A 21,847-nucleotide genomic window follows, 5' to 3' on the forward strand; every position below is an offset into this window, starting at 1 on the left:
ACATGGCCAAACCTTCATCCCCTGAGCTGCTCCCGGCCCTTGCCTGGCATGCCCTGCCGGAGGAGCAAGCCATCCAGCAGCTCCTCGGAGAGGAGCTCTCTTTGCCGACGCTGTTGGAAAAAGGCCTCTCCCAGGCGGAAGTGGAGCGGCGGCAGAAGCAGTATGGCCCCAATGAGCTGAAGGCCAAGGCAGCTACCCCCGCATGGGTCAAGTTTCTGCAGCAGTTTAACCAGTCGCTGCTCTACATCCTGATGGTGGCCGGGGCGATCAAGGCGTTCCTAGGCTCCTGGCGCAACGCCATCGTAATCTGGGCGGTGGTGGTGATCAACGCTCTCATCAGCTACATCCAAGAGTCCAAGGCGGAGGAGGCGATTGCCGCCCTGGCCAAGTCGGTGGTGACGGAAGTAACGGTGATGCGGGAGGGGCAGAAAGTGCGGGTGCCCTCGCGGAAGCTGGTGCCGGGGGATGTGGTGCTCTTGAGCTCGGGAGACAGGGTGCCTGCCGACCTGCGCCTGGTAAGCGTGCGCAACTTGCAGGTGGACGAATCGGCCCTCACGGGAGAGTCGGTGCCGGTGGAAAAACGGCTGGGATCCCTCCCCGAAGACACGCCGTTGGCCGACCGCCAGAACATGGCCTATGCCGGCAGCTTCGTCACCTTTGGCCAAGGGGCGGGGGTGGTGGTGGCCATCGGCAACCAGACCCAAACAGGCCGCATCTCCAAGCTGATCGAGGAAGGGGGATCCCTGCAAACTCCGCTGACGCGCAAGTTTGAGGCGTTCAGCCTGACCTTGCTGAAAATTATCCTCACCTTGGCGGCGCTCACCTTTTTGGTGGGCCTGGTGCAGGGCCAAGCGGCAGTGAGTGTCTTTGAAGCGGCAGTGGCGCTGGCGGTGAGCGCTATCCCCGAAGGCTTGCCGGCGGTAGTTACCGTAACCCTGGCCATTGGGGTCTCCCGCATGGCCCGACGCCACGCCATCATCCGCAAGTTGCCGGCGGTAGAAACCCTGGGCAGCGCCACGGTGATTTGCTCGGACAAAACCGGCACCCTCACGGAAAACCAGATGACGGTGCAGGCCATCTACGCCGGATCCCGGCTCTACCGGGTTAGCGGCAGCGGCTACAGCCCCCAGGGCCAGATCCTACCTCAGGAAGACGATTCCCCCGTCGAAATCCGCCAATCGCCTGCCCTAGAGGCTTGCCTGGTGGCCGGCTGCCTCTGCAACGACACCCGCCTCCAAGCCAAGGACAACGGCCAGTGGGAAGTGGTAGGGGATCCGACTGAGGCGGCTCTGCTCGTGGCGGCGCAGAAGGGGGGTCTGGATCGAGAAGATCTGCAGCGCCGCCGCCCTCGCCTGGACAGCATCCCCTTTGAATCCGAGTTTCAGTACATGGCCACCCTGCACCGGTTGGGGCCGGAGGAGCACTGCATCTACGTCAAGGGATCTGTAGAAGCTCTCTTGCCCCGCTGCGGCAGCCAGATGGGATCCCAGGGGGAGATCCAGCCCTTGGAAGCGGAGCGGATTCGGCAGCAGGTGGAGGCCTTGGCGCGGCAGGGGCTGCGGGTTCTGGCCTTTGCCCAAAAAACCGTCCCCAGCAGCCAAACGCAAGTGGATCACCCAGATTTGCAAGAGGGTTTGATCTTCCTCGGTTTGCAGGGAATGATCGACCCGCCGCGCCCAGAGGCCATTGCCGCCGTGCGCTCCTGCCAAACCGCCGGGATCCAAGTCAAGATGATTACCGGCGACCATGTGCTCACGGCCCAAGCCATTGCCGAGCAGATGGGCCTGGGCGGCGGCAAACCGGTAAAAGCCTACAGCGGCCGGGATCTGGAGCAGCTCGGCCCAGAGGAGTTTGTTACCGCCGCCAACGAGGGATCCGTCTTTGCGCGGGTGGTGCCGGAGCAAAAGCTGCGCCTGGTGAAGGCCTTGCAGTCGCAGGGTCAGGTCGTGGCCATGACCGGCGATGGGGTCAACGACGCCCCGGCCTTGAAGCAGGCAGATGTGGGCATTGCCATGGGGAGGGGCGGCACGGAAGTGGCCAAAGCCGCCGCCGACATGATCTTGACCGATGACAACTTTGCCTCCATCGAGGCCGCCGTCGAAGAGGGGCGCACCGTTTACAACAACCTGCTCAAGGCCATCGCCTTCATCCTGCCGGTGAACGCAGGGGAGTCAATGACCCTTCTCCTCAGCGTCCTCCTCAACCGCGAGCTGCCCATTTTGGCCATCCAGGTGTTGTGGCTCAACATGATCAACTCCATCACCATGACAGTGCCCCTCTCCTTTGAGCCCAGCACGGGGCGGGAGATGACCCAACCACCGCGGGATCCCGACGCCAATTTGCTTTCTCCCCGGCTGCTGCAACGCATTCTGCTGGTTTCAGCCTTTAACTGGCTCTTGATCTTCGGGGTTTTTGAATACATCGAACAAACCACCGGCAACCTCAACCTGGCCCGCAGCATGGCCATTCAGACGCTGGTGATTGGGCGCATCTTCTACTTGCTCAGCCTCAGCCAGGCTATTCCTACCCTGTTGGGCCGCGGGCGCGCCAGCCAGTTGGAACGCCACGAACGCCTAATGGATGTGGCGGCTATCACCATCGGCATTGGAGCGGCCATCCTGCTGCAGATCCTCTTCAGCCAATGGAGCCTGTTCAACGCTCTCTTCGACACGGCACCGCTAGCTTGGGAGCAGTGGGGCTTCTGCCTGGTGGTGAGCCTGCCAATGATTGGGGTGGCAGCGCTGGCCAACCGGGTGGATCCGGAAGGCGCTTCGCTGGCCCGCTTACCCAGGAAAACCTAAATCTTGGGGGAAGCCAGAGCGGCGGCAAGGGCTTGCCTCCTAGATGGCTACGCTCAGCGGTTGACCTGAGGGATGAGCAGTTGCCGCAGGGCTTCTTTGAGGTGGGGATATTGGAAGGGGAAACCTAGCTGCAGCGCGGCCTGAGGGATCACTTTCTGCCCTGTTAGAACCACCTGAGCTGCTTCGCCCAGCAGCAGTTCTAGGGCTGGGGCTGGTACCGGCAGCCACGAGGGGCGGGCCAAAACTTGTCCCAAAGTGCGGCAGAACTCTTCCATCTGCACCGGGTTGGGGGCAGTGGCGTTGAAGACGCCGGATCCCTGCTGCAGCAGGAAGCAGACTAGACTCACCCAGTCGTCGCGGTGGATCCAGGAGACCCACTGCTTGCCAGAGCCAATGGGGCCGCCGAGGAAGAACTGAAAGGGGGCAAGCATTTGACCCAGGGCTCCTCCATCGGGCCCTAGGACAATCCCCGTGCGCAGGATGGCCAAGCGGATCCCCAGCTCCTCAGCCGGGCGGGCAGCTGCTTCCCACGCCTGACAGACTTCTGCCAAAAAGCCCTGGCCAGGGGGATCTGCCTCTGTCAGGGGCTCCCCTTCCGGGCGAGGCCCGTAGTAGCCCACCGCCGAGCTGCTGATCATCACCTGGGGCTTCTGGCCAAGGGAGGCGAGGGCTTGGACAAGGGCCTGGGTGGTCTCCACGCGGCTGCGGCGGATCTCTCTTTTCTTGGCTTCCGTCCAGCGGGAAGAGGCCAGGGGCTCTCCGGCCAAGTTGACAATGGCCTCGTAGCCTTCCAGAGCTGAGGCCCAGGCTTGCGGTTGGTAGGGATCGTACTCCAGCAGCTTGAGGTTGGGGGATGCTCCCAGAACGCGGCGGGCCTGCTCAGGGCGGCGGCTCAAAACCAACACCTCATCTCCTCGCTCCAGCAGGCGGGCCACCAAGCGGCGCCCGATAAAACCACTCCCACCCGTGATGGCAATGCGCATAGGCGGATCCCGATAAGCACCCTACAAGCCCCTGGGCTCTCTGTTGCCTTCGTCCTTTGGACGGCGTAGAGCTTGCCCAAGGTAGGAACCTCTAGCCTAGCGCGTTTCCGGGTTTGGCCATAGCCGGTTTTTCTCTAGGCTGTCCGGCAGTTCCTGCTTGGCGTTGACCGAAGACCCGGAAAAAGAGCCGAAATCCGCCTCCGCCGTACCGGAGTAGAGCTGAAAAGAAAAATGTTTTGGACCACCGCCTGACACGTTCGGAAAAATCGGCTTCAATAAGCCCTAGCTGCGCTTCCCAGTAGCAGAGGTGGTCTTTCATCCCCCGATTGCTTCCCTTCACCCGTGACACCCAAGTCTACTTCGCGTACCTCGGCTCGCCCCATGTCTGTCAATGAGGGGCAGGTTCCTCGGCCTGAGCTGGGCGTCTCTATTGCTCCGCGGCTGCGTCGTTTGCAGGGGCAGGGATCCCTGGTTCGGGCCGGAGCGCCCCCTTCTCTCCCGGTTCCCGGCCCGCGGACGATCCCCGTCCGGCCTTCCTGTTCAAGAAATCTGTCTCGCCTGCGGGAACGACGAGCCCCAGAGCCGGAGCCCCAAGCTTGGGAACTGCTCTGTCGCATCGGGGTGAACCTCGTGTTTACGGCGGCTGCCCTCGGCGGCCTGTATCGCCTTTTACCGGTGCAGTTGGCCCAGCACCACCGCCTGCAGGTTTTGGAGCAGAACCTCGAAGTCCTCTCAGCCCGAGTCTCACGGTTGCGGGAGGGAGTGGATCGCGGCATGGATCCCTTGCAGCAGCAAGCCCTCATCAAGGAACGCCTCAACCGCGTGCCGCCCGATCAAATCCAGGTGCGCCTGGTGGATCCCAGCGACCTAGTAGCCGACGCGGAGAAAAAGGCACCCCCCACCTGGATTGGACAATCTCCCCAGTTGTCCAGAAGGCCCTAGCTAGGACTGTTGCAGCAGCAGGGCCGCCTCTTTGGCAAAGTAGGTGAGGATCATGTCAGCGCCGGCCCGCTTCATGGCCAAGAGGGATTCCATCATCACCTTCTTGCCGTCGATCCAGCCCTTTTGCTCAGCAGCCTTGATCATGGCGTATTCGCCGCTCACGTTGTAGGCGGCCACGGGCAGATCTGTCGCTTCCTTGACCCGATAGATAATGTCCAGGTAGGCCAAGGCCGGCTTCACCATCACAATGTCCGCCCCTTCCGCCTCGTCCAGCTCCACTTCTCTAAGGGCCTCGCGGGCGTTGGCGGGATCCATCTGATAGGTTTTTTTATCCCCCCACTTGGGCGCGGATCCCAGGGCATCGCGAAAAGGGCCATAGAAAGCGGAGGCATACTTGGCGGAGTAGGCCAGAATCGCCACGTCGGTATAGCCTTGCTCATCCAGGGCCTCGCGAATGGCGCCGACGCGACCGTCCATCATGTCGGAGGGGGCCACGATGTCGGTTCCCGCTTCCGCCTGGGAGAGGGCCTGCTTAACCAACACCTCCACTGTCTCGTCGTTGAGGATCACCCCGTCCCGCACAATGCCGTCGTGGCCGTCGCTGTTGTAAGGATCCAAGGCCACATCCGTGATCACCAGGATCTCGGGGATCTCCTGCTTGATCCGACGCACCGCCCGCTGGATGAGGCCCTCCGGGTTGAAGGATTCTCGCCCCGTGGGGTCTTTCTTTTCTTCGGGCACCACCGGGAAGAGGGCCACCGCCGGGATCCCCAAGTTGGCCGCCTCCTCCACCTCCTTGAGGAGCAGATCCAGGGTGTAGCGGTAGCAGCCGGGCATCGACTCCACCTCTTGCCGCTGGTTCTCCCCTTCCATGACAAACAGGGGGTAGATGAGATCCTGCACCCGCAGGTGGGTCTCCTGAACCAGCTGGCGAAGGGCCTCGGTGCGCCGCAGCCGGCGGGGACGGTAGATCAGGTCTTGGCTCATAGGAGCAGGAGAAAGAGGGCCTCTCTATTTTGCCATGAGGGCCCCAGGAGCTCAGTCAAAGCGGAGGGGGAAAATGCCGCTCCAACCAGCAGCCAATTGCTTGCTGAACAGCTGCAGCCTCGCAGTCGTGCAAAAGGTCGTGGCGCGACTGGGGAAAATCGTAGACTTCACCCTTGGGAAGCCGACAGGCAAACTCCACAGCGCCAGCAGGATTGACAACAATATCGGCAGAGGTGTAGAGCACCAAAACTGGCAGCTCCAGCCGGTGGGCTTGTTCAAGGCAGCGCCGGCCGCTGCGCACCAGCTCCGCCGTAAACCGGGCCCGGGTAACACCACACACGTAAGGATCTGCAGCCAAGGCTGCCTGCTGCTCCGCTAGGGAGGTCACCCGCCCGGGTTCGTAGAGGCCGGTCAGGGCCAACTGGGGCAAAACCTTGTCCAAGACCTGTAAAAGACCCCAGGTAAAGTGGTTGAAATAGTGGTCGATACGAAAGGCCGGGGAGATAAGGATCAAACCTTGCACCTGGTCGGGGTGAGCAAGCGCATATTCCGTAACCCAATTGGCCCCTGCGCTGTACCCGCACCAGACTTGGAGGATCCCTGGCTGGGGCCAAACTTGCTCGACGATTGCCTCTAGATCCGCCCGGTACTGACCAAAGTGATCGATCCAACAGCGGATGCCATCTGAGCGTCCAAATCCCCGCATGTCAGGCGCCAAAACCTCCCAGCCCCGGGCCACTAGTTCTTCCGCCAAGGGGCCAAACCCGCCGCCGTGATCCCCTTTGCCGTGCAACAGCAACACCCGGCCCCGCGGGGATCCCTGTAGCCAGTGGCGCAGAAAAACCGCGGTGCCGTCTGAAAGCTGTAGTTCCCGGGAGCAATAGATCTCTTGAGACGACGGAGGTCTTGCCTGACTCGGCAACCGCTCCTCTGAAGCATCCCAGTGGTTTAACTGATGAACTGGATTACCGGACAAGTCAAAAGGCATAGATAGGTACCCAGCCAGCAAAGCCGCAGATCCCATCCTCCCATTCCCCAGCCTTCTCCAACACTGCTGCCGCTGAGCGAGCGCAATGTTGCTTTTCGCTTTAAAACATTTCTTAACAATTTTGCCCCTTGCCAGGGATCCCTATCTGGCCGAGCTTTGCGGCTCTTTTCCGGCAAGTGTCCGAGGCGTTTTGGGGACAAATTGGGGCCAACGGCGGGAATGAGGAGCTGTTGGGAGGTATGATCTTGTGAAGAACTTTTGCCGAGCCTCAGGTCTGACGGGATCCCGTCTCCGTGGCTCTTGGTCTTTGCTCTACCATTGCTTTGTTGCTTGTTCGCTTCATCCACTTGGAAACGGGTCGCTGAAACTATGCTGTTACTGAAAATCTCTGTTTACGCGGTGGTAATCTTTTTTGTGGGACTGTTTGTTTTTGGTTTCTTGAGCAATGACCCTGCCCGCAACCCCAACCGTCGGGACATGGAATGAGGGATCCCGCATTTGGGCGTTCCTGGTGAGAAGGGCTTACGCCTTAAGGGGGTGCTTGACGCATCCCCTGCTTTCGCTTAGCTCTCAATCCAAAGCAACGGCTCGGCTTGCCTACTGAAAGACTGTAATCAGAAGAGTCTGGGATCCAGAGCGGTTTTGCTGGTCAAAGGCAGTGATTCGAAACTGCCAAACGCCGGCAGGATCGCCAGGAGCAACCCGGAAGTCGGTGTTGAAGCTACAGAAAGTGGCACCTGGGCTGCAGCCAACCTGCTGGGGGCTAAAGACTTCCCTTTGCACGCGCGTGCCAAGCGGGTTGAAGGTTTCCAGTTCCACAAACTGGGTTGAGCGGGCGCCGCCCGGCACACTGACCTGCACCGTGAAAGCCGGTGTGGAGGTGCCTACGCGCCCAGAGGTAGGCGGATTGATAAAGGAAACGGTTGGGCTTTGGGGTGGAATGACAATCGATCCGCCAGAGTTGCCGCTGTTGCCGCAGGCGGTCAGAGTGGTGGCTAGAAAGCCCGTTGCCAAGAGAGTTAGCGCAGCGCGTCGCATTCTTGCCTTTTCTCACGAAACTTTGCAGAAACCTGGTGAAACCTTGGAAACCCCTTGTCCCTTCTCTGGGGCAAGTTTGCCTCTAGGCTAATCTTTGCTGCTCCAGCCCAAGAGCAAATGCGCAATCGCGCAAAGATAGAAGGTCTTTTGCGCTAAAGCAGCAGCAAGCGCCGCAGGATCAGGGCTAGGAGGGCAGCGAAGCTGACCACGATGAGCTGTCCTGGCAGGGTATAGCCAGAGTAGAGCCGAAGCAACTGCAGCAACTCTCCATTCCAGGGCTGAGTAGCTAAGAGATAGGTGATCCCGGTCAGGTGAACCAGGGTCAGGGCCACCAAACCGGCGGCGGCCAAGTCTTGCAGACGCACCGGCGCAGAGAGGCTGGGCTGCACGTAGGGGTTGCGGCGAGGGGGAAAGGAGGCGCGCGGTAAATGAGGATCCGTTTGTCGAAAGGCCATTGTCCCGCAGGCCCAGGCTGCAGGCAGAAACCCGAGCAAATAGCCGAAGGCGGGCTGGTACAGGTATTGCCATCCGCCTCCTTGGGCAAACACCTGCAGCCCCGCCAACCCCAATCCCAGATAGACGATCTGAGCGCACACTGCCGCCACCGGCCCCGCCAGACAGGCCGTCAGCAGCACGCCGCCGATTTGCAGGGAAAAGCTATATCCGCCCACCCCTGGCCACTGAGGCGGCAAGCTCACCTGGGTTAGGGTGCCCAAAATGGTCAAGATCACCCCAATCGCGATCCAGAGCCATTCCAGAGGGGTTAACAGTCGGCCAGAGCGCATAGCCGAGGGGAAGTCTTTTTCTATGCTAGAAGAGGACAAAGTACAGAGAGAGTAAGGTGGTCAAGCCAGAATGGATTGAATTGGCGCAGGCCCTGGCCGAGGCTGCCGGAGCGGTGATCCGACCTTTGTTTCGCGGGGAGCTGAAAGCCGAATACAAGGAGGCCCGCTCGCCAATTGTAACGATAGCCGACCGGGAGGCGGAACGGGCGATGCGGGCGCTGCTGGCCGCCCACGTGCCGGAGCACAACATCCTCGGCGAGGAGTTTGGCTTCCACCAGACCGGATCCCCCTACACCTGGGTTTTGGATCCCTTGGATGGCACCATCGCCTTTTCCACCGGCAAGCCCACCTTTGCCACTTTGATCGCCCTGTTGGCGGAGGATCGCCCCATCTTGGGCCTCATCGATCAGCCGGTGCTGCGCGAGCGCTGGCTGGGGGTGCAGGGACAACCAACCCGCTGGATAACCCCCTCCACCCAACAGCTCACGCGCACCAAAGCCACCACTGAACTCAGCCGCGCCTACCTAAGCTGCACCACCCCCGATTTGTTCGCCCAGCCTGACCAGCGGCAGCGCTTTCAGCAGCTCAGCCGCTCGGTTCACATCACCTCTTACGGCGGCGACGGCTACCAGTACGGCTTGTTGGCCAGCGGCTACATCGATCTGGTGATGGAGTGTGGGCTTGCCCTCTACGACTTTGCTGCTCTCGTGCCTGTTATCGAGGGATCCGGCGGCCTGATTACCGATTGGTCGGGGGATCCCTTGACCCGCACGTCTAGGGGGGAAGTGCTGGCGGCGGCCAACCCCGACTTGCATCGCCAGGCCTTGGCTGCAATAAGCTCCGAGAGGTAGTCCCTAGCCCGAAGGTAAGCGCTGGGGAGCGATTGTTAGAAATTGTTGCTGACAAGATAAGGCTCTAGCCAAGTTCTTCGTCCGGCGCCCCCGTCGACAACCGGTACCGCCACCCCCGGCAGTGCCAGTTCAGACCAAAAGCGTACCAAGCTTTCCCTTTTCTCCATAGCCGTTTCCTGACACTTTCTGACCCCAAACTCAACTGCAGTTTAAGGCTGGAAGTGCTTATCTGGAGCGGGTTTATGGCTTTGGGTGGCTGGAAGCGGGCGAACGGAATCGAACCGTCAACAGCAGTTTGGAAGACTGCGGTTTTACCATTAAACTACGCCCGCACAGGCATTTGCCTCTGCAGCTACCTATACTAGCATCTGCCGGCAGTCTCCTTCTAAGACCATCGCCGCTCAAAGCAGAGAGACGAGATGCTACTCATCGACGCTGAAGCTTCTTCTGGCGTTTCTTTTGCCACTGCTGAAACTCCTTTTCGTAGCGTTCACCCTCCGTTTGATAGGCGTTCCAGCCTTTGAGGGAAACTGTCAAGCCCCAGCCCATGAGTATAAACAGCGACCAGGATAGCCCTCCGCCGGAAAGCCAGTCCAAGCCCAGCAGAAAGCTGTTGACAATTGCATATCGCCCCAGCAACTGGTAAAACTGCCGGCGGCGGTAGCGCTGGAATTCGCGATGTTGGCTGTTCAGCTCTTGCCAAGCCTTCCATTCCTGTTCGGCCAGATCCAGCTCTTGGGGGGAGATCCCCAGTTCGGCGGCCATCTCCTGCAGTTGGGCGCGGGTAAACTCGCCCAGACGCGGCTGGCGGGCCATGGCCCGCTGGAGAATTTGTTGCACGTCCTCTTGGCTGTACCGGGATCCCGACATTGGGTCTACACACAACCTTACAATTCTTAGCCCAAGTTAGCCAGATCTTGCAGCTCGTTAAGTTCGCCTTGCTGCAGAACCCAACCGCTAGACTAAACCTAGGCCAGCCCGCCAGGCGCTTTCTCCACGGCTAAGTTACTCCTTGCCAACCGAACTTGCCAATAGGGCTATGACTTCTACCCGCCCTAGATCCCGCCAGAGCCGTCAGAGTCGGACTTCCCTATTGAGCGATCTGCTGGAGGCTTTGCCCCATCTGCGCCCGCAACTTTATTTCAAGTCTTCTCTGGTTGCCCTTAGCCACGCCATCGAGGATCAGGTGTTGCAAGGTCAGGGATCCCCGTGGGTGTTCGCCAATTTTCAAAAGGAGCGCTACTACCGCCAGGAGGCGCGGCGCTACCGTCGCATCGGCGCGGTTGCCCAAGATGTGTTTGTGTTGGCTGCTCCCGATGGGGCTCAGGCCGACCTGCCCCCTGACTTTATCCCCCTGGATCCGGAGGATCCGCTGGCGCAGGAGTGGCATTTGATCGTTATCGACGCCCACTATGCCACCTGCTTGGTGTGTCGGGAGCGGCCCTGGCAGGGCAGCGACATGGATGCGGCCCGCCAATTCGATGGCATCTGGTCATTTGATCGCTCCGTCACTGCCCAGGCGGCTTTGGCTCTGTTGCCGAAGATCCTTGGCTACCGTCCGGATCTGGCCCCTCGCCTGGAGCCGGTTCGCCAGTACCTCGAAGGAGCTCCCCAGGAGGCTGACAGCCAACTGAACCCCGGCCCTTTTACGGAGCGGCTGATCACCTATCTCCAGGTAGGGCAATACAAGCTGCAGCGGGCCTATCGCACCATTCAAGCTCAAGAGCGCAAAGAACACTTGATCAACCGCATCAGCAGCGCCATTCGCCAGTCTTTGCATCCCGGCGATATCCTGACCATTGCCGTTCAGGAATTGGGTCAGGCAGCGAAGGTGGGGCGCTGTTTGATCTACCGCTACGACGGTCAGGTTCCTGCTGTCCAGATCGATCACGAGTATCACACCCTGACGATGGGCAGCCTCAAGGGATCCCTCTGGCCCGTGCCAAGCAACCCTTTTTTGCAGGAGGCGATGGCCTCGGCCCAACTGGTGTGTTGCGAGGACACCCAAAAGGATCCGCGCTTGCAGCAAGTGCCGGAGCTGTGGCAGGCGGCGCAAATTCGCGCTTGGGTGGCCATGCCGATTCTCTATCAGGGGCGGTTGCTGGGCCTATTGGAGCTGCACCACCAACACCCCCGCCGCTGGCAGCTGGCCACCCTGGAGCTGGCGGAAGCCATTGCCAACCAGGTAGGAGTAGCCCTCCTGCAGGCAGAAGCCTATCAGCACCTGGAAGAGCTGAATCGCCAGTTGCAGGCTCTGGATCGGGCCAAGTCGGAGCTGATTGCCGTGATCGGGCACGAGCTGCGCACTCCTTTGTCCACCATTCAAGTGTGTCTGGAGTCTTTGGCCGGCGACCCCGACATGCCCTTGGAGAGGCGCCAGGAGATGTTGAATGCGGCCCTGCAGGATGCCGGTCGGCTGCGGGAGCTGGTGCAGGATTTTCTCACCCTCTCCAAGCTGGAAAGTGGTCGCGTTCGCTGGCATATTGAGCCGCTGTCTGCCCAAGAATGCGTGGAGCTGGCCCTGAGCAACGTGAAAGCGCGACGACGGCACGAGGAGTTACCCACCATCGAGCAGGCGCTGCCCAAACGGCTGCCGATGGTCAGGGCAGATGGCGAGTGGCTGGTGGAAGTGTTGCGCAAGCTGTTGGACAATGCCTGCAAGTTTACTCCTCCCAGCGGGCGGATCTGGATCCGGGCAGAGGTGGAGCCACCAGCCGGCGAACCTGGAGAAGCGATGGTGAGATTTACTGTGGCCGACAGCGGGCGAGGCATTGAGCCGGAGCGGTTGCAAGCCATCTTCGAGCGGTTTTACCAGGCAGAGGGATCCCTGCGCCGTTCCGTGGGCGGGACGGGTTTGGGGCTGGCCATCTGCCGGCTGATCGTTGAGGCGATGGGGGGGCGCATCTGGGCCGAATCGCCGGGGATCAACCAGGGCAGTGCCTTCCACTTCACCCTGCCGATAGCAAACCCACGAACCCAGACTCAGCCCTCGATGGCCGCCTGAAAAGTGGGGGGCTGCCAGGCTGCTGCGATGAGCTGGGATCCCAGCCGGCAAATGCAAACCGCGAATGTCCAACAAATCAGGTTGCCGCATAGCTCCCCTCTCCCAAAGGGAGAGGGGCTGGGGGTGAGGGACGTCCCTTTGGGAGAGGGGCTGGGGGTGAGGGATGGCACGCCCTATTGGGAGTATAAACTCAGGCAGCGCTCCCGAATGGCCTGGAGATTGAAGGCCAAGTCTCGGCAGATGCGCCGTTCCACCAGGCCGACCGGCATGCGGCGCGGCGGCTTCACCTGCAGGTGGTAGGTGAGCAAAGTTTGCTGGTTTAGCCACTCGGCCAGCTCCCAAAACCCCTCGAAAAGGAGAAAGTCCCCCTCTATTTCTTGGAAGCGAAGCTGGTGGGGAAAGATTTCCTCAATGGCCAGCACCACTGCCGCCGAAAAGCGGGCAAAGAGAACCTTTTGGGATCCCACCTGGCGTACCAGCTTGCGGCCGTTCTCGCTGCCGAGGAAGCGGCTTTCCACCAAGTTGGGCACAAACTCCGCCAGATGGTCGTAATCGGTTAAAACCTGCCAAACCCGCTGCCGCTCCACCGGGATCAGGACGCGACCTCGCACTTGGCGGCGGCGCTCCCCCAAATCCTCCACCTCCACCTGGATGTCTGAGGACTCCGTCCCGCTGACGCCAGCAGGAATGGGGATCCCATCTTCTGGGGTGGGGTCTTGGGGATCCCATTCAGGGTCAGAAGGCATGGCGAGAACTTCAGTCGCGTAGGTGCTGTAGAGCAGTGCGGAAACCGGAGAGGGAATCGATTTTTGACTGGACAAACCATTCGCCAGCAGTTCCAATAGGCTGCCCCCCTGTGTTTTCTATTGTATCAGGGAACTGTATAGCAGATAACGAACTCTAGGGGAGAAGGGCCTGGAACCAACCGACGATCACCTGCCAAACCTGTTCTAGAAGGGCAAAGGGATCCCGCAACTCCTGCAGCACCTGCCGCGGGCCAATTCTAAAGACCACGTACAACACGGCCAAGATGATTACAATCCCCACCGTTGTCCAGATGGCCTCTCGAACCACCCGCACCCAAAAAACCAGCATAAAAATGGCGATGGCTACAGCGGCAACCAGCGGCAATGTGTCCAGTACCATCGCGTCCTCCCTTTGGCTTGGGTTTTGGCCTCTGACCTTAATCTACCCAGTCGAGCCCTGTTGTAGATGCGCCGGGGATCCCATCCCGTAAAATGGGATCACCCCGATGAGCCTTCTTTGCTTGGCTAGACCTATGGACATCATCACCTTTGGCTGGGTTGCCGTTGCGGCTTTCTTCGCCCTTTCCATTGCCTTCGTGGTTTGGGGCCGTAACGGCATGTAGCCCCAAGCATCCCCCTTGTCCTTCGCTACCTCTGGCTCTATGGAAACCGACTTGCCCTGGGTGGCCCGCCTTGCGTATGGGAGCATCTTTTTGCTCTTGACGGCTGTAACGGTGGGCGTTGGCTACATCACCTTTATCGACTGGCGGGATCGGCGGCGGCGCAACGAGGCAGAACGGCAGGCTCGCCGCTCCAAGCGTCGCTAGCTCCTGGGGTTCTGGGAGAGGGGCCAAGAAGTTTCTCATCTCAATCGGGCTTACCGCCAACAACCCTCAGAGTAGGAGAGGCTACCGGGGGCAAGGGATCCTCAGGCTGGAGGCAAGAGAGCTCTTGCAGGAGGCTCTGGTTGGCTTCCCAGAGAGCTTGCAGGTTGTAGCCAGCGTAGGTGGGCAGAAAGTCGGCCAGCTTGCGGTTGGCCTCCCCCAGCAGGATCATGCAGCCGCGGCGGTTGCCGTTTTGCAGGTGGTAGTAGGCCACGGCGGTTTGCAACAGCCCCTGGTAGAAGCGCCGCTCCGGATCCACCGCTTCCATCCACAGGGCCTCCAGGGTGTCGTGGCAGGCGTAGAATTCCCCCCGGTTAAACTGCTCGGCGGCCAAACGCAACGCTTCTGAGTGGGCATTGCTCATGTGGCTAGGCACAGTTGTGGGCTAGGGGTGAGGTCTGCACAGGCAGGGATCCCTGCGGCAGCACCAGGGTAAAGCAGGTTTTGCCTTGAGAACTCTCCACCGAGACGCTGCCCCCCAGCCGCTGCATCCACTGCTTAACCAAAGCCAGCCCCAGGCCGGTGCCGCCCCGCTTCCAGGGATCCCCGCTGGGGATGCGGTAGAACTTCTCGAAGATGCGCTCCCACTCGCTGCGGGGAATCTCCACCCCCTCGTTGACCACCCGAATTTGCACTTGTTCAGGGCTGAGGCGGCGCGCCGTCACCGTGATGCGGTGCTGAGGCGGGGTGTACTTGCAGGCGTTGTTGACCAGCTCCTGTACCACCCGCGTCAAGGCGGCCTGATCCGTCACCACCTTGCCCACCTTCGGGTCAATCTGCCACTGCAACTGTTGCTGATTGGCCTCGGCCCGCTGCACAAAGGGCTGCAGCACAGTGGGCAGCCAGGCGGCCAGGGACACTTCTTCAAGATGAAGGGGTTTGGATCCCTGCTCCAACCGCTGCAGATCCAGCAGATCGTTGATCAATTCCGCCTCGCGCTCGCACTCCTGCTCTAGGATTTGCAGATATTGCTCCCGTTTTTGGGGGGTGCGGGCCATTTTCAGCAGTTGGATGGCCATTTTCATGTTGGTGATGGGGGTGCGCAGCTCGTGGGAGACGGTGCTTAAAAAATCATCTTTGAGGCAGTTGAGGCGCTTCAGCTCGCTGATTTGTTGCACCGAGGCCTGGTAGAGGCGAGCCTGGCGGATGGCGATGGCACAGTGATCCGCTACCTGCTGTACCACCTGCATCTCCAGGGTATCAAAGCACTCGGCTGCCGCCTTGGCCAACCACAGATCGCCCAACGCCCCCTGGTCATCCCGCAGCGGGCAAACCAAAAGCGTCAGCCCTTCCCGCCGTGGGATCCAGCTTTGCCCCGGCAGATGGCACAGTTGCGCCGCCTGCCCCCTTTGCAGTTGTCGGTAGAGATCTGGGTAGTCGGCCAGGGTTAGGGTGATCCCGCCGGCGGGCGGCAGGGCGGCGGTGTATTCATAGCGCACGGTGGCCTGGCCGGCTGCTCCCTCGTAGAGGCAGAGATCGCAGCCTTGGATGGGCAGCCCCAGCGCCAACTCCTGCACCACCGCCCGCAGGATCTGGGCTTCGTCTAGGCTGCTGCGCACCTGGTCGGTAACCCGCTGCAAGAGGGCATCCATGGCCAAAGAGCGCTGCAGGGCCGCCGTCCGCTCCTCTACCTCGTGCTCCAGACGGGCGTTGAGATCTTGCAACTGCCGGTAGAGCTGGTTTTGCGCAATCGACAGGGCCAGGTGCACCGCAGCGCGGCCGACCAGCTCCAGCTCCGCGGCCGACCAGGCCTTGGGCTCGTCAACTTTCAGCTCTCGCCAAGCGGCAAAGGAGATCAACGGCAGTTCTTGACGGGGATCCTCCCCACCTTCCCCTTGGGCGGGCCAGCGGTAGCCGGCCCAGTGGGTCTCTTGGCAGAGGGCGCCGCGAAAGACGCTCAGCCAGCCCACCAGCTGCTCGTTCCAAACCAGCGGCACCGCCAGCAGCCCGCGAATGGGCGTCTGCTGCAGCTGGGCCTGCAGTTCTGGCCACTTCTCCAACTGGGAAAGCGACCACGTCTTCACCCCGTTTCCTGCTGTCTTGGGCCTTCCCACCTGCTCCTGCAGCCAGGCGTCGTAGCCTGCCGGCGGCTGGATCCCATGGTGGCAGAGGGTGTCCAGGCCCAGGAACCGGATGCGCAGCCGCGCCCCGATCCCTTGGAGGCCGGCGGTAAGCTGCTCCAGCACAGTGGTCAAGGTGGTCTCGGGGTGGAGCGGCGAGTACACCAGCGCCGCAATTTGGTTAATCAAACGTTCCTGCTGCGCCTTTTGCCGCGCCTGCTCCAGCAATTCCGCCTGGGCAATGGCAATCGACACCTGATCCGCCACCAACTGCACCACCTGCAGCTCTTCGGCAGAGTAGGAGCGGGGCTCGGCGTGGTGGGAGACCAAGAGCCCCCACAACTGCTGGTGATGCAGGAGGGGTACCACCAGGGAGGAGGCCACCCCCATGCACTTGAGGTAGTGGGCATGGCAGGGATCCACCAGCCGCTGCGGCACCTCGCCCAGGGGCAAAGGCCGGGCCTGGGCAAAGCGGCCCAGCGACTCCGGCTGGCTGAGGAAGCGGGTCTGGGCCTCCACATCCACGATCACCCGCACCTGGGCCAGGCGAAACAGCTGCCGCGCCTCTTCTGGGATATCCCCCGCCGGAAACGATAGGCCCAAGAGGGAGGGCAACCGCTCGGCTTGTCGGGCTTCCGCCACCACCGTCCCATGGCCTTCCGGGTCGAAGCGGTATACCTTGACCCGATCCGTGCCCAAAAAGGCGCGCACCTCCTCCACCGTTGCCCTCAGGATCTGATCCAGCTCCAGGGATTGCCGGATCTGGTGGGTAATGCGGTTGATGAGGACATCCCGGCTGGCGCAGGCTGCAGGGGCCAAGGTTTCCATAGCTATAGGGGAGTGCAAAAGTATTGGAAGCTACACCTCCTCTTTCACGATAGCGCCCCCTGCCGGGAAGTTAGAGAGCCCCAAGTAAAAAGCTTAAAAAATGCCAAAAGTTCTCCACCCTTCTTCACAAGGGGGGCTGAGGCAGGCGGAAGAGGCGGGCGGCATTTTGGCTGGTCTGTCGGGCCAGGTCTTGCAAGGGGATCTGCAACAGCTCCGCCAGGGTTTGGGCCACCCGCTGCACATGGGCCGGCTCGTTGCGCTTGCCGCGGAAGGGGGTGGGGGCCAGGAAAGGGCAATCGGTTTCCACCAGAAGCTGGGACAGAGGCACCTCCTGGGCCGAGCGGCGCACCGTCTCAGCGTTCTTAAAGGTGACGATGCCGCTAAAGCTGATGAAGCAGCCCAGCTCCACAAACAGTCGCGTCTCCTCCGGGGATCCGCTCCAGCAGTGCATCACCGCCCGCAGCGGCCCCCTGGCAGCCATGGCCTCCCTCAAAATCTCGTAGGTGGCTGCTGCCGCCTCGCGGCAATGGACGATCAGGGCCAAATCCTGCTCCTGGGCAAGGGCAATGTGGGCGCGGAAGGATTCTGTTTGCCGCTCCACATCGGCCGGGTCGGACTTGTAGAAATCTAGGCCTGTCTCCCCAATGGCCACCACTCGGGGGTCGCCGGCGGCCAACTGGGCGATCTTTTCGGCCAGATCCGGCTGCCACTGGCGCGCCTCCAGAGGGTGCAGCCCCACCGACAAAAACACCTCCGGATACTGGTCGGCAATGGCCTGCAATTGGGGAAACTCCGCCGGCGTTACGCAGGAGTGCACCAGTTGCTGGATCCCGGCCTGGCGCCAGCGCTCGGCCACCTGCGGCAGATCTTCGGCAAAATCGGGATAGTTCAAGTGGACGTGGGTATCCACGAGGGGGGCAGCGGGCAAGACGGCGGTGCTCAAGGCTCAGCTCCCGAACCAAATGTTGCGGACTCTATCCAATTGTAAAAGCGGTTCCCGGCCTGCTTGGGGTGGGGGCTGCTGCGGGAGGAGCAGGATGATCCATGATGATTGAGGAAACCTTACGCTGGAGGTTTGCTATGGCCCGTACTCCCTCGACCATGTTGCCTCTGGGCACCCCTGCCCCTGACTTCAGCCTGCCCGATGTGGTGAGCGGCCAAACCATTTCCCTCTCCACCTTTGCCGACAAGCCGGCCCTGTTGGTGATGTTTATTTGCCAGCACTGCCCCTATGTGAAGCATGTGCAAGAGGAGCTGGCCCGCATTGGCAGAGATTATAAGGATCGCGGCGTCGGCATTGTAGCCATCAGCGCCAACGACGTGGAGAAATACCCCGACGACAGCCCCGAGAACCTGAAGAAGATGGCCGAGACCTTGGGCTTCACCTTCCCGTTTTGCTACGACGAAAGCCAAGAGGTGGCCAAGGCCTTCACGGCGGCCTGCACCCCCGACTTTTTCTTGTTCGACGCGGAGCGCAAGCTGGTGTACCGCGGCCAACTGGACGACAGCCGCCCCAGCCTGCCGGATGTGCCGGTGACGGGCAAAGATTTGCGGGCGGCGCTGGATAACCTGCTGGCGGGCAAGCCCATCGATCCCGACCAAAAGCCCAGCCTCGGCTGCAACATCAAGTGGAAACCCGGCAATGAGCCCGACTATTTCAAGCAAGCCTAAATTCGCCAGCAACCCTTGGGAAAGCCTGAGCCGACCGGCCAGCCAAGCCCGCCGGGCGCCTCTAGTAGGGGTGGGCTTGGGGGAATCTGCGGAAAAAGTAGCCAGGGCAGTTCCGGGTTCCTTTGTGCCAGCAGGCTGCAGGCCTTGAAGCTAGGGTTTTTGCCTGCGGCGGCGCCCAGGGTTTTCCCCTCTCCCAGGGGGCTGCGGCATCAGCCGCAAGTTCTGGGTAGCCCAGGGCGCAGAACTAACTCTGACAAACCGGAAAGGACTCCAAAGGCAAGCTGTAGCCGCGGGGAGAATCTCAACATCCTCGATGAATCCAGAGATAACCTCGGGTTAATCTTCCTGGGGTAGTTTAGCGATGGCTGACTCTTGCCAAAGGCAAAAATTGCAGGGGGCGAAGGTCGAAGTGGATTTTCACTGTCGCGATCTGGACGCGATCTGAAATCCGAAAATGCCTTTGCCTTTGGCAAGTTGGTAGCGGAGTCCAGGTCAAGCTCTCAAGCGAGGGAAAACGATGAAGCGTCCTCTACCTTTGTTGGCGGTACTCTGGAGCCTGGTTTTTGCCCAGCCCCTTGGGTGGGGATCCCTGAACCCAGCCTGGGCCAAGCCGTCCGGCACCTTGCGTTTGTACACTTCCCAACCCGATGCAGATGCTCAGAAAACCGTGGCTGCGTTTCGGGAAGTTTATCCAGAGGTTTCGGTGGAGATCTTTCGCTCCGGCACCGAGGAGGTGATCAGCCGCTTTTTGCTGGAAGCCGAAAAGGGTAGTCCCCAGGCTGATGTGCTGCTGGTGGCCGATGCGCCTACTTTTGAGTTGCTGAAATCCCGCAATTTGCTGGAGCCCTACTGCAGCCCTGAAGCCAAGGCCATCGCCGCCACCTACTACGATCCAGACTGCCACTATTTCGGCACCAAGATCCTGGCCACGGTGATCGTTTACAACACGGCCAAAGCCCAGCCCGTGGATAGCTGGGCGGCCCTAGCCCAGGTTCCGGAAGGCCAACTGGTGATGCCCAGCCCCACCTATTCGGGTGCTGCCGCCTACAATTTGGGGGTGATCACACGCACCCCCGGCCTGGGCTGGGAGTGGTACGAAGCCCTGAAAAAGAACAAAACGGTGCTGGTGCAGGGCAATGGCGCTGTCGCCCGCAACGTCGCCAGTGGCGAACAGAGCTACGGCATGGTGGTGGACTTTCTTGCCATTCGCAGCCGCAACGAGGGATCCCCAGTGGAGGTGGTCTATCCCAAGGAGGGTGTGCCATTGATTACAGAGCCGGTGGGAATTGTAAAAGGAACGCCCAACCTGGAAGCTGCCCAGGCTTTTGTGGACTTCTTGCTGTCTCAGAAGGGGCAGGAGGTTGCTGCAGGGATGGGCTATATGCCACTGCGGCAGGATGTCACACCTCCGAAAGGGTTCCCCGCCTTGAGCGAGCTGAAGATCTTAAGCGTGCCGGCGACGGAGTTGGCCGAGAGCCGCGAGGCCGACAAGGCTCGCTTTGCCAAGTTGTTTGGGGAATAGGTTGACATCAAGCTGGCCAGACGCTGGCCAAGTCTTGCGGTGGAAGGACTTGAGCAAAGGGTTGAGGCACCCCATTATCCCCTGGCTGGTGGCTGTAGCCGCCCTTGTGACTCTGACCCACGTCTATCCCCTCTGGAGGCTGCTGCAGCGGGCCTTGGGCGGCGAAGGTGAGAACATCCGCTGGTTGCTGGAAACGCCTCGCGTCCATCTGGCGCTACGCCATAGCCTTTGGGTGTCCGCGGCCTCAGCGGCGCTGGCTCTTGGGGCCGCTCTGCTGCTGGCGGTGCTCACCACCCAGACGGATCTGCCGGGCCGCGGGATCCTACGGCTGCTCTTTTTGTCTCCTCTGGTGATTCCGCCCCAGGTTTTGGCCTTGGCCTGGATCCAATGGGCCGGGCCGGTGGGCTATTTGCAGCAGGGGCTGCGCTGGATTTTGGGGGGTCAGGGATCCCTGTGGAGCCTCTACACGCCGGGGGGGATCATCCTGCTGCTGGCTCTTTTTGTGCTGCCAATTGCCTACCTGACGCTGGTGGCGGGCTTGAGCCGGCTCTCCAAGCAAGCTCAGGAGGCGGCCCAACTGGATGGGGCCAACCTGCTGCAGGTTTGGCTCTTCATCACGCTGCCCCTGTTGCGGCCCTCTGTGGCGGCAGCAGCGGCGCTGGCCTTCTTGGGGGCCTGGGGCAATTTCGGGATCCCGGCCTTGCTGGGGATCCCAGGACGCTACCTGACTTTGCCCACCCTGCTGTACCAAGAGGTGATCAACTTCGGCGGGGATGGGTTTGGGCGCAGCGCGGCGCTGGCGTTGCTCTTTGGCCTGCCGGCCCTCTTCTTTTTGGCCTGGTCACAGCAGCCTCAGGCGGGGCTGGATCCGGGCGAGGCCCCTCCGGATCCCTATCGCTTGGGCTGGCTGGGTTGGCTGCTCAGCGGGATCCTCTTTGCCGCAGCCTTGCTGGTCATCCTTGGGCCTTTGCTGGCCATGGCTGCAACTGCCCTGCTGCGGGCCTATGGCCTGCCCTTGGTCTGGTCTAACCTGACGCTGGAGCATTTCCGGCTGGTTCTGTTTGAGCTGGAGCGGGTCCGCCGCGCCACGCTGCACAGTTTGGGTTTGGCGGGAGGAGCAGCGCTGCTCTGCAGCGGGATGGCGACGATCTTGGGCTACGCCCTGACCCGGCTGAAAGCACGGCTGCTGGCGCTGCTCAGCTTCATTGTGGACTTGCCCTATGCCCTGCCGGGCCTGATTTTTGCGTTGTCCCTCATTTTGGTGTGGTTGCCCCCTCCCCTGCCGGGGCTGAGCCTCTACGGCACCCTGTGGCTGATCCTGATGGCCTACTTGGGGCGGTTCTTGGCCCTGGCGCTGCAACCGATGCAAGCTGCTTGGCGCAGCCTGGACACCAGCCTGGAGGAGGCGGCCAGCATCGACGGGGCCTCCCTGCTGCAAACTTTTCGCTACATCCTGCTGCCCCTGCTGGCACCGGCCTTGACAGCAGCGGTGTTGCTGGTGTTTTTGCAATCTTTTGCCGAGCTGACCCTCTCCGCCCTCTTGGTCACCTCCCGCTCAGAAACCTTTGGGTGGCTCATCTTTGGCTTGCAACAGGGGGGCTACACCCACCAGGCAGCAGCTCTGAGCACCCTGCTGGTACTCGTTCTCTTTGGCTTGGCTGCCGGGATCCAGGCGCTGCGGCGGCAGGTTGGGCAGCCTTAAGCAGGGGATCCCACCAGATCCTTCACGGATGGGGGTCGATGGTGGTGGTGCGACG

22 protein-coding genes and 1 tRNA gene are annotated in these 21,847 nt (G+C 61.2%); 10 read left to right on the forward strand and 13 right to left on the reverse strand.

Annotation, left to right across the window (positions count from 1 at the left end; genetic code table 11):
* Positions 1-2 precede the first annotated feature (2 nt).
* The gene (locus NW855_RS02095) at positions 3-2,801 is read left to right on the forward strand and encodes a cation-translocating P-type ATPase (protein ID WP_414508293.1); all 2,799 of its coding nucleotides are present in this window, start codon (positions 3-5) and stop codon (positions 2,799-2,801) included.
* A gap of 53 nt (positions 2,802-2,854) precedes the next feature.
* Here NW855_RS02095 and NW855_RS02100 read toward each other — a convergent pair whose 3' ends face one another.
* Together NW855_RS02100 and NW855_RS02105 are read right to left on the reverse strand one after the other, a co-directional pair.
* Positions 2,855-3,784, reverse strand: a complete 930-nt coding sequence (locus NW855_RS02100; RefSeq protein ID WP_414402850.1) for a TIGR01777 family oxidoreductase — start codon at positions 3,782-3,784, stop codon at positions 2,855-2,857.
* 96 nt (positions 3,785-3,880) lie between these two features.
* A complete protein-coding gene (locus NW855_RS02105) occupies positions 3,881-4,060 on the reverse strand; it encodes a hypothetical protein (protein ID WP_414402851.1) in 180 nt (59 codons plus the stop codon).
* 105 nt (positions 4,061-4,165) lie between these two features.
* Between NW855_RS02105 and NW855_RS02110 the strand changes: the two genes are divergently transcribed.
* Positions 4,166-4,726 carry a hypothetical protein gene (locus tag NW855_RS02110; protein ID WP_228375367.1) on the forward strand — a complete coding sequence of 187 codons (561 nt, stop codon included), beginning with the start codon at positions 4,166-4,168 and terminating at the stop codon, positions 4,724-4,726.
* Here the strand turns inward: NW855_RS02110 and hemB are convergent, their stop codons facing one another.
* Both hemB and NW855_RS02120 read right to left on the reverse strand, forming a co-directional pair.
* The gene (gene hemB, locus NW855_RS02115) at positions 4,727-5,713 is read right to left on the reverse strand and encodes a porphobilinogen synthase (protein ID WP_011431536.1); all 987 of its coding nucleotides are present in this window, start codon (positions 5,711-5,713) and stop codon (positions 4,727-4,729) included. It abuts the gene before it with no gap.
* Between the two features lie 55 nt (positions 5,714-5,768).
* Positions 5,769-6,701 carry a lysophospholipase gene (locus tag NW855_RS02120; RefSeq protein WP_414402852.1) on the reverse strand — a complete coding sequence of 311 codons (933 nt, stop codon included), beginning with the start codon at positions 6,699-6,701 and terminating at the stop codon, positions 5,769-5,771.
* A 369-nt stretch (positions 6,702-7,070) separates the two neighbouring features.
* On the opposite strand from NW855_RS02120, the gene NW855_RS02125 reads away from it, so the two are divergent.
* A complete protein-coding gene (locus NW855_RS02125; protein WP_011431538.1) occupies positions 7,071-7,187 on the forward strand; it encodes a photosystem II reaction center protein I in 117 nt (38 codons plus the stop codon).
* A 111-nt stretch (positions 7,188-7,298) separates the two neighbouring features.
* On the opposite strand, the gene NW855_RS02130 is transcribed toward NW855_RS02125, so the two are convergent.
* The gene (locus tag NW855_RS02130; RefSeq protein ID WP_011431539.1) at positions 7,299-7,739 is read right to left on the reverse strand and encodes a hypothetical protein; all 441 of its coding nucleotides are present in this window, start codon (positions 7,737-7,739) and stop codon (positions 7,299-7,301) included.
* A 152-nt stretch (positions 7,740-7,891) separates the two neighbouring features.
* Positions 7,892-8,524 (reverse strand): biotin transporter BioY, encoded by a 633-nt coding sequence (locus tag NW855_RS02135; protein ID WP_011431541.1) that lies wholly within the window; start codon positions 8,522-8,524, stop codon positions 7,892-7,894.
* A gap of 56 nt (positions 8,525-8,580) precedes the next feature.
* Here NW855_RS02135 and hisN point away from each other — a divergent pair, with 56 nt between their 5' ends.
* Complete coding sequence (gene hisN, locus NW855_RS02140) at positions 8,581-9,375, forward strand: histidinol-phosphatase (protein ID WP_011431542.1); 795 nt, start codon at positions 8,581-8,583, stop codon at positions 9,373-9,375.
* Between the two features lie 261 nt (positions 9,376-9,636).
* Here the strand turns inward: hisN and NW855_RS02145 are convergent.
* Positions 9,637-9,707: transfer RNA gene (locus tag NW855_RS02145), tRNA-Gly, on the reverse strand.
* Positions 9,708-9,801: 94 nt separating this feature from the next.
* Positions 9,802-10,245 carry a 2TM domain-containing protein gene (locus NW855_RS02150; RefSeq protein ID WP_099884457.1) on the reverse strand — a complete coding sequence of 148 codons (444 nt, stop codon included), beginning with the start codon at positions 10,243-10,245 and terminating at the stop codon, positions 9,802-9,804.
* Between the two features lie 169 nt (positions 10,246-10,414).
* Here NW855_RS02150 and NW855_RS02155 point away from each other — a divergent pair, with 169 nt between their 5' ends.
* Positions 10,415-12,379, forward strand: a complete 1,965-nt coding sequence (locus NW855_RS02155) for a DICT sensory domain-containing protein (protein ID WP_414508294.1) — start codon at positions 10,415-10,417, stop codon at positions 12,377-12,379.
* A gap of 173 nt (positions 12,380-12,552) precedes the next feature.
* Here NW855_RS02155 and NW855_RS02160 read toward each other — a convergent pair whose 3' ends face one another.
* Together NW855_RS02160 and NW855_RS02165 are read right to left on the reverse strand one after the other, a co-directional pair.
* Positions 12,553-13,125 carry an SRPBCC family protein gene (locus NW855_RS02160; RefSeq protein ID WP_414402855.1) on the reverse strand — a complete coding sequence of 191 codons (573 nt, stop codon included), beginning with the start codon at positions 13,123-13,125 and terminating at the stop codon, positions 12,553-12,555.
* 154 nt (positions 13,126-13,279) lie between these two features.
* On the reverse strand, positions 13,280-13,525 hold the full coding sequence (locus tag NW855_RS02165) for a hypothetical protein (protein WP_049749597.1): 246 nt from the start codon (positions 13,523-13,525) through the stop codon (positions 13,280-13,282).
* Positions 13,526-13,631: 106 nt separating this feature from the next.
* Between NW855_RS02165 and NW855_RS02170 the strand changes: the two genes are divergently transcribed.
* Positions 13,632-13,748 carry a cytochrome b6-f complex subunit PetN gene (locus NW855_RS02170; protein ID WP_240527309.1) on the forward strand — a complete coding sequence of 39 codons (117 nt, stop codon included), beginning with the start codon at positions 13,632-13,634 and terminating at the stop codon, positions 13,746-13,748.
* A 39-nt stretch (positions 13,749-13,787) separates the two neighbouring features.
* Positions 13,788-13,952, forward strand: coding sequence for a hypothetical protein (locus NW855_RS02175; RefSeq protein WP_168173624.1), 165 nt, complete (start codon positions 13,788-13,790; stop codon positions 13,950-13,952).
* A 40-nt stretch (positions 13,953-13,992) separates the two neighbouring features.
* On the opposite strand, the gene NW855_RS02180 is transcribed toward NW855_RS02175, so the two are convergent.
* The 3 genes from NW855_RS02180 to NW855_RS02190 all read right to left on the reverse strand — a co-directional run bounded on the left by NW855_RS02180 (position 13,993) and on the right by NW855_RS02190 (position 17,840).
* The gene (locus tag NW855_RS02180; RefSeq protein WP_414401432.1) at positions 13,993-14,373 is read right to left on the reverse strand and encodes a DUF309 domain-containing protein; all 381 of its coding nucleotides are present in this window, start codon (positions 14,371-14,373) and stop codon (positions 13,993-13,995) included.
* Between the two features lie 4 nt (positions 14,374-14,377).
* Positions 14,378-16,897, reverse strand: coding sequence for a GAF domain-containing protein (locus NW855_RS02185; RefSeq protein WP_414402430.1), 2,520 nt, complete (start codon positions 16,895-16,897; stop codon positions 14,378-14,380).
* A 124-nt stretch (positions 16,898-17,021) separates the two neighbouring features.
* Positions 17,022-17,840, reverse strand: a complete 819-nt coding sequence (locus tag NW855_RS02190) for a TatD family hydrolase (protein ID WP_228375368.1) — start codon at positions 17,838-17,840, stop codon at positions 17,022-17,024.
* Positions 17,841-17,977: 137 nt separating this feature from the next.
* Here NW855_RS02190 and NW855_RS02195 point away from each other — a divergent pair, with 137 nt between their 5' ends.
* From NW855_RS02195 to NW855_RS02205, 3 genes are all read left to right on the forward strand, one after another.
* Positions 17,978-18,568, forward strand: coding sequence for a thioredoxin family protein (locus NW855_RS02195; RefSeq protein ID WP_011431553.1), 591 nt, complete (start codon positions 17,978-17,980; stop codon positions 18,566-18,568).
* 517 nt (positions 18,569-19,085) lie between these two features.
* Positions 19,086-20,090, forward strand: a complete 1,005-nt coding sequence (locus NW855_RS02200) for an ABC transporter substrate-binding protein (RefSeq protein ID WP_414402431.1) — start codon at positions 19,086-19,088, stop codon at positions 20,088-20,090.
* A 49-nt stretch (positions 20,091-20,139) separates the two neighbouring features.
* Positions 20,140-21,792 carry an ABC transporter permease gene (locus tag NW855_RS02205; RefSeq protein WP_414508295.1) on the forward strand — a complete coding sequence of 551 codons (1,653 nt, stop codon included), beginning with the start codon at positions 20,140-20,142 and terminating at the stop codon, positions 21,790-21,792.
* Positions 21,793-21,847: the final 55 nt, after the last annotated feature.

The organism is Synechococcus sp. RC10B2 (assembly GCF_047502635.1).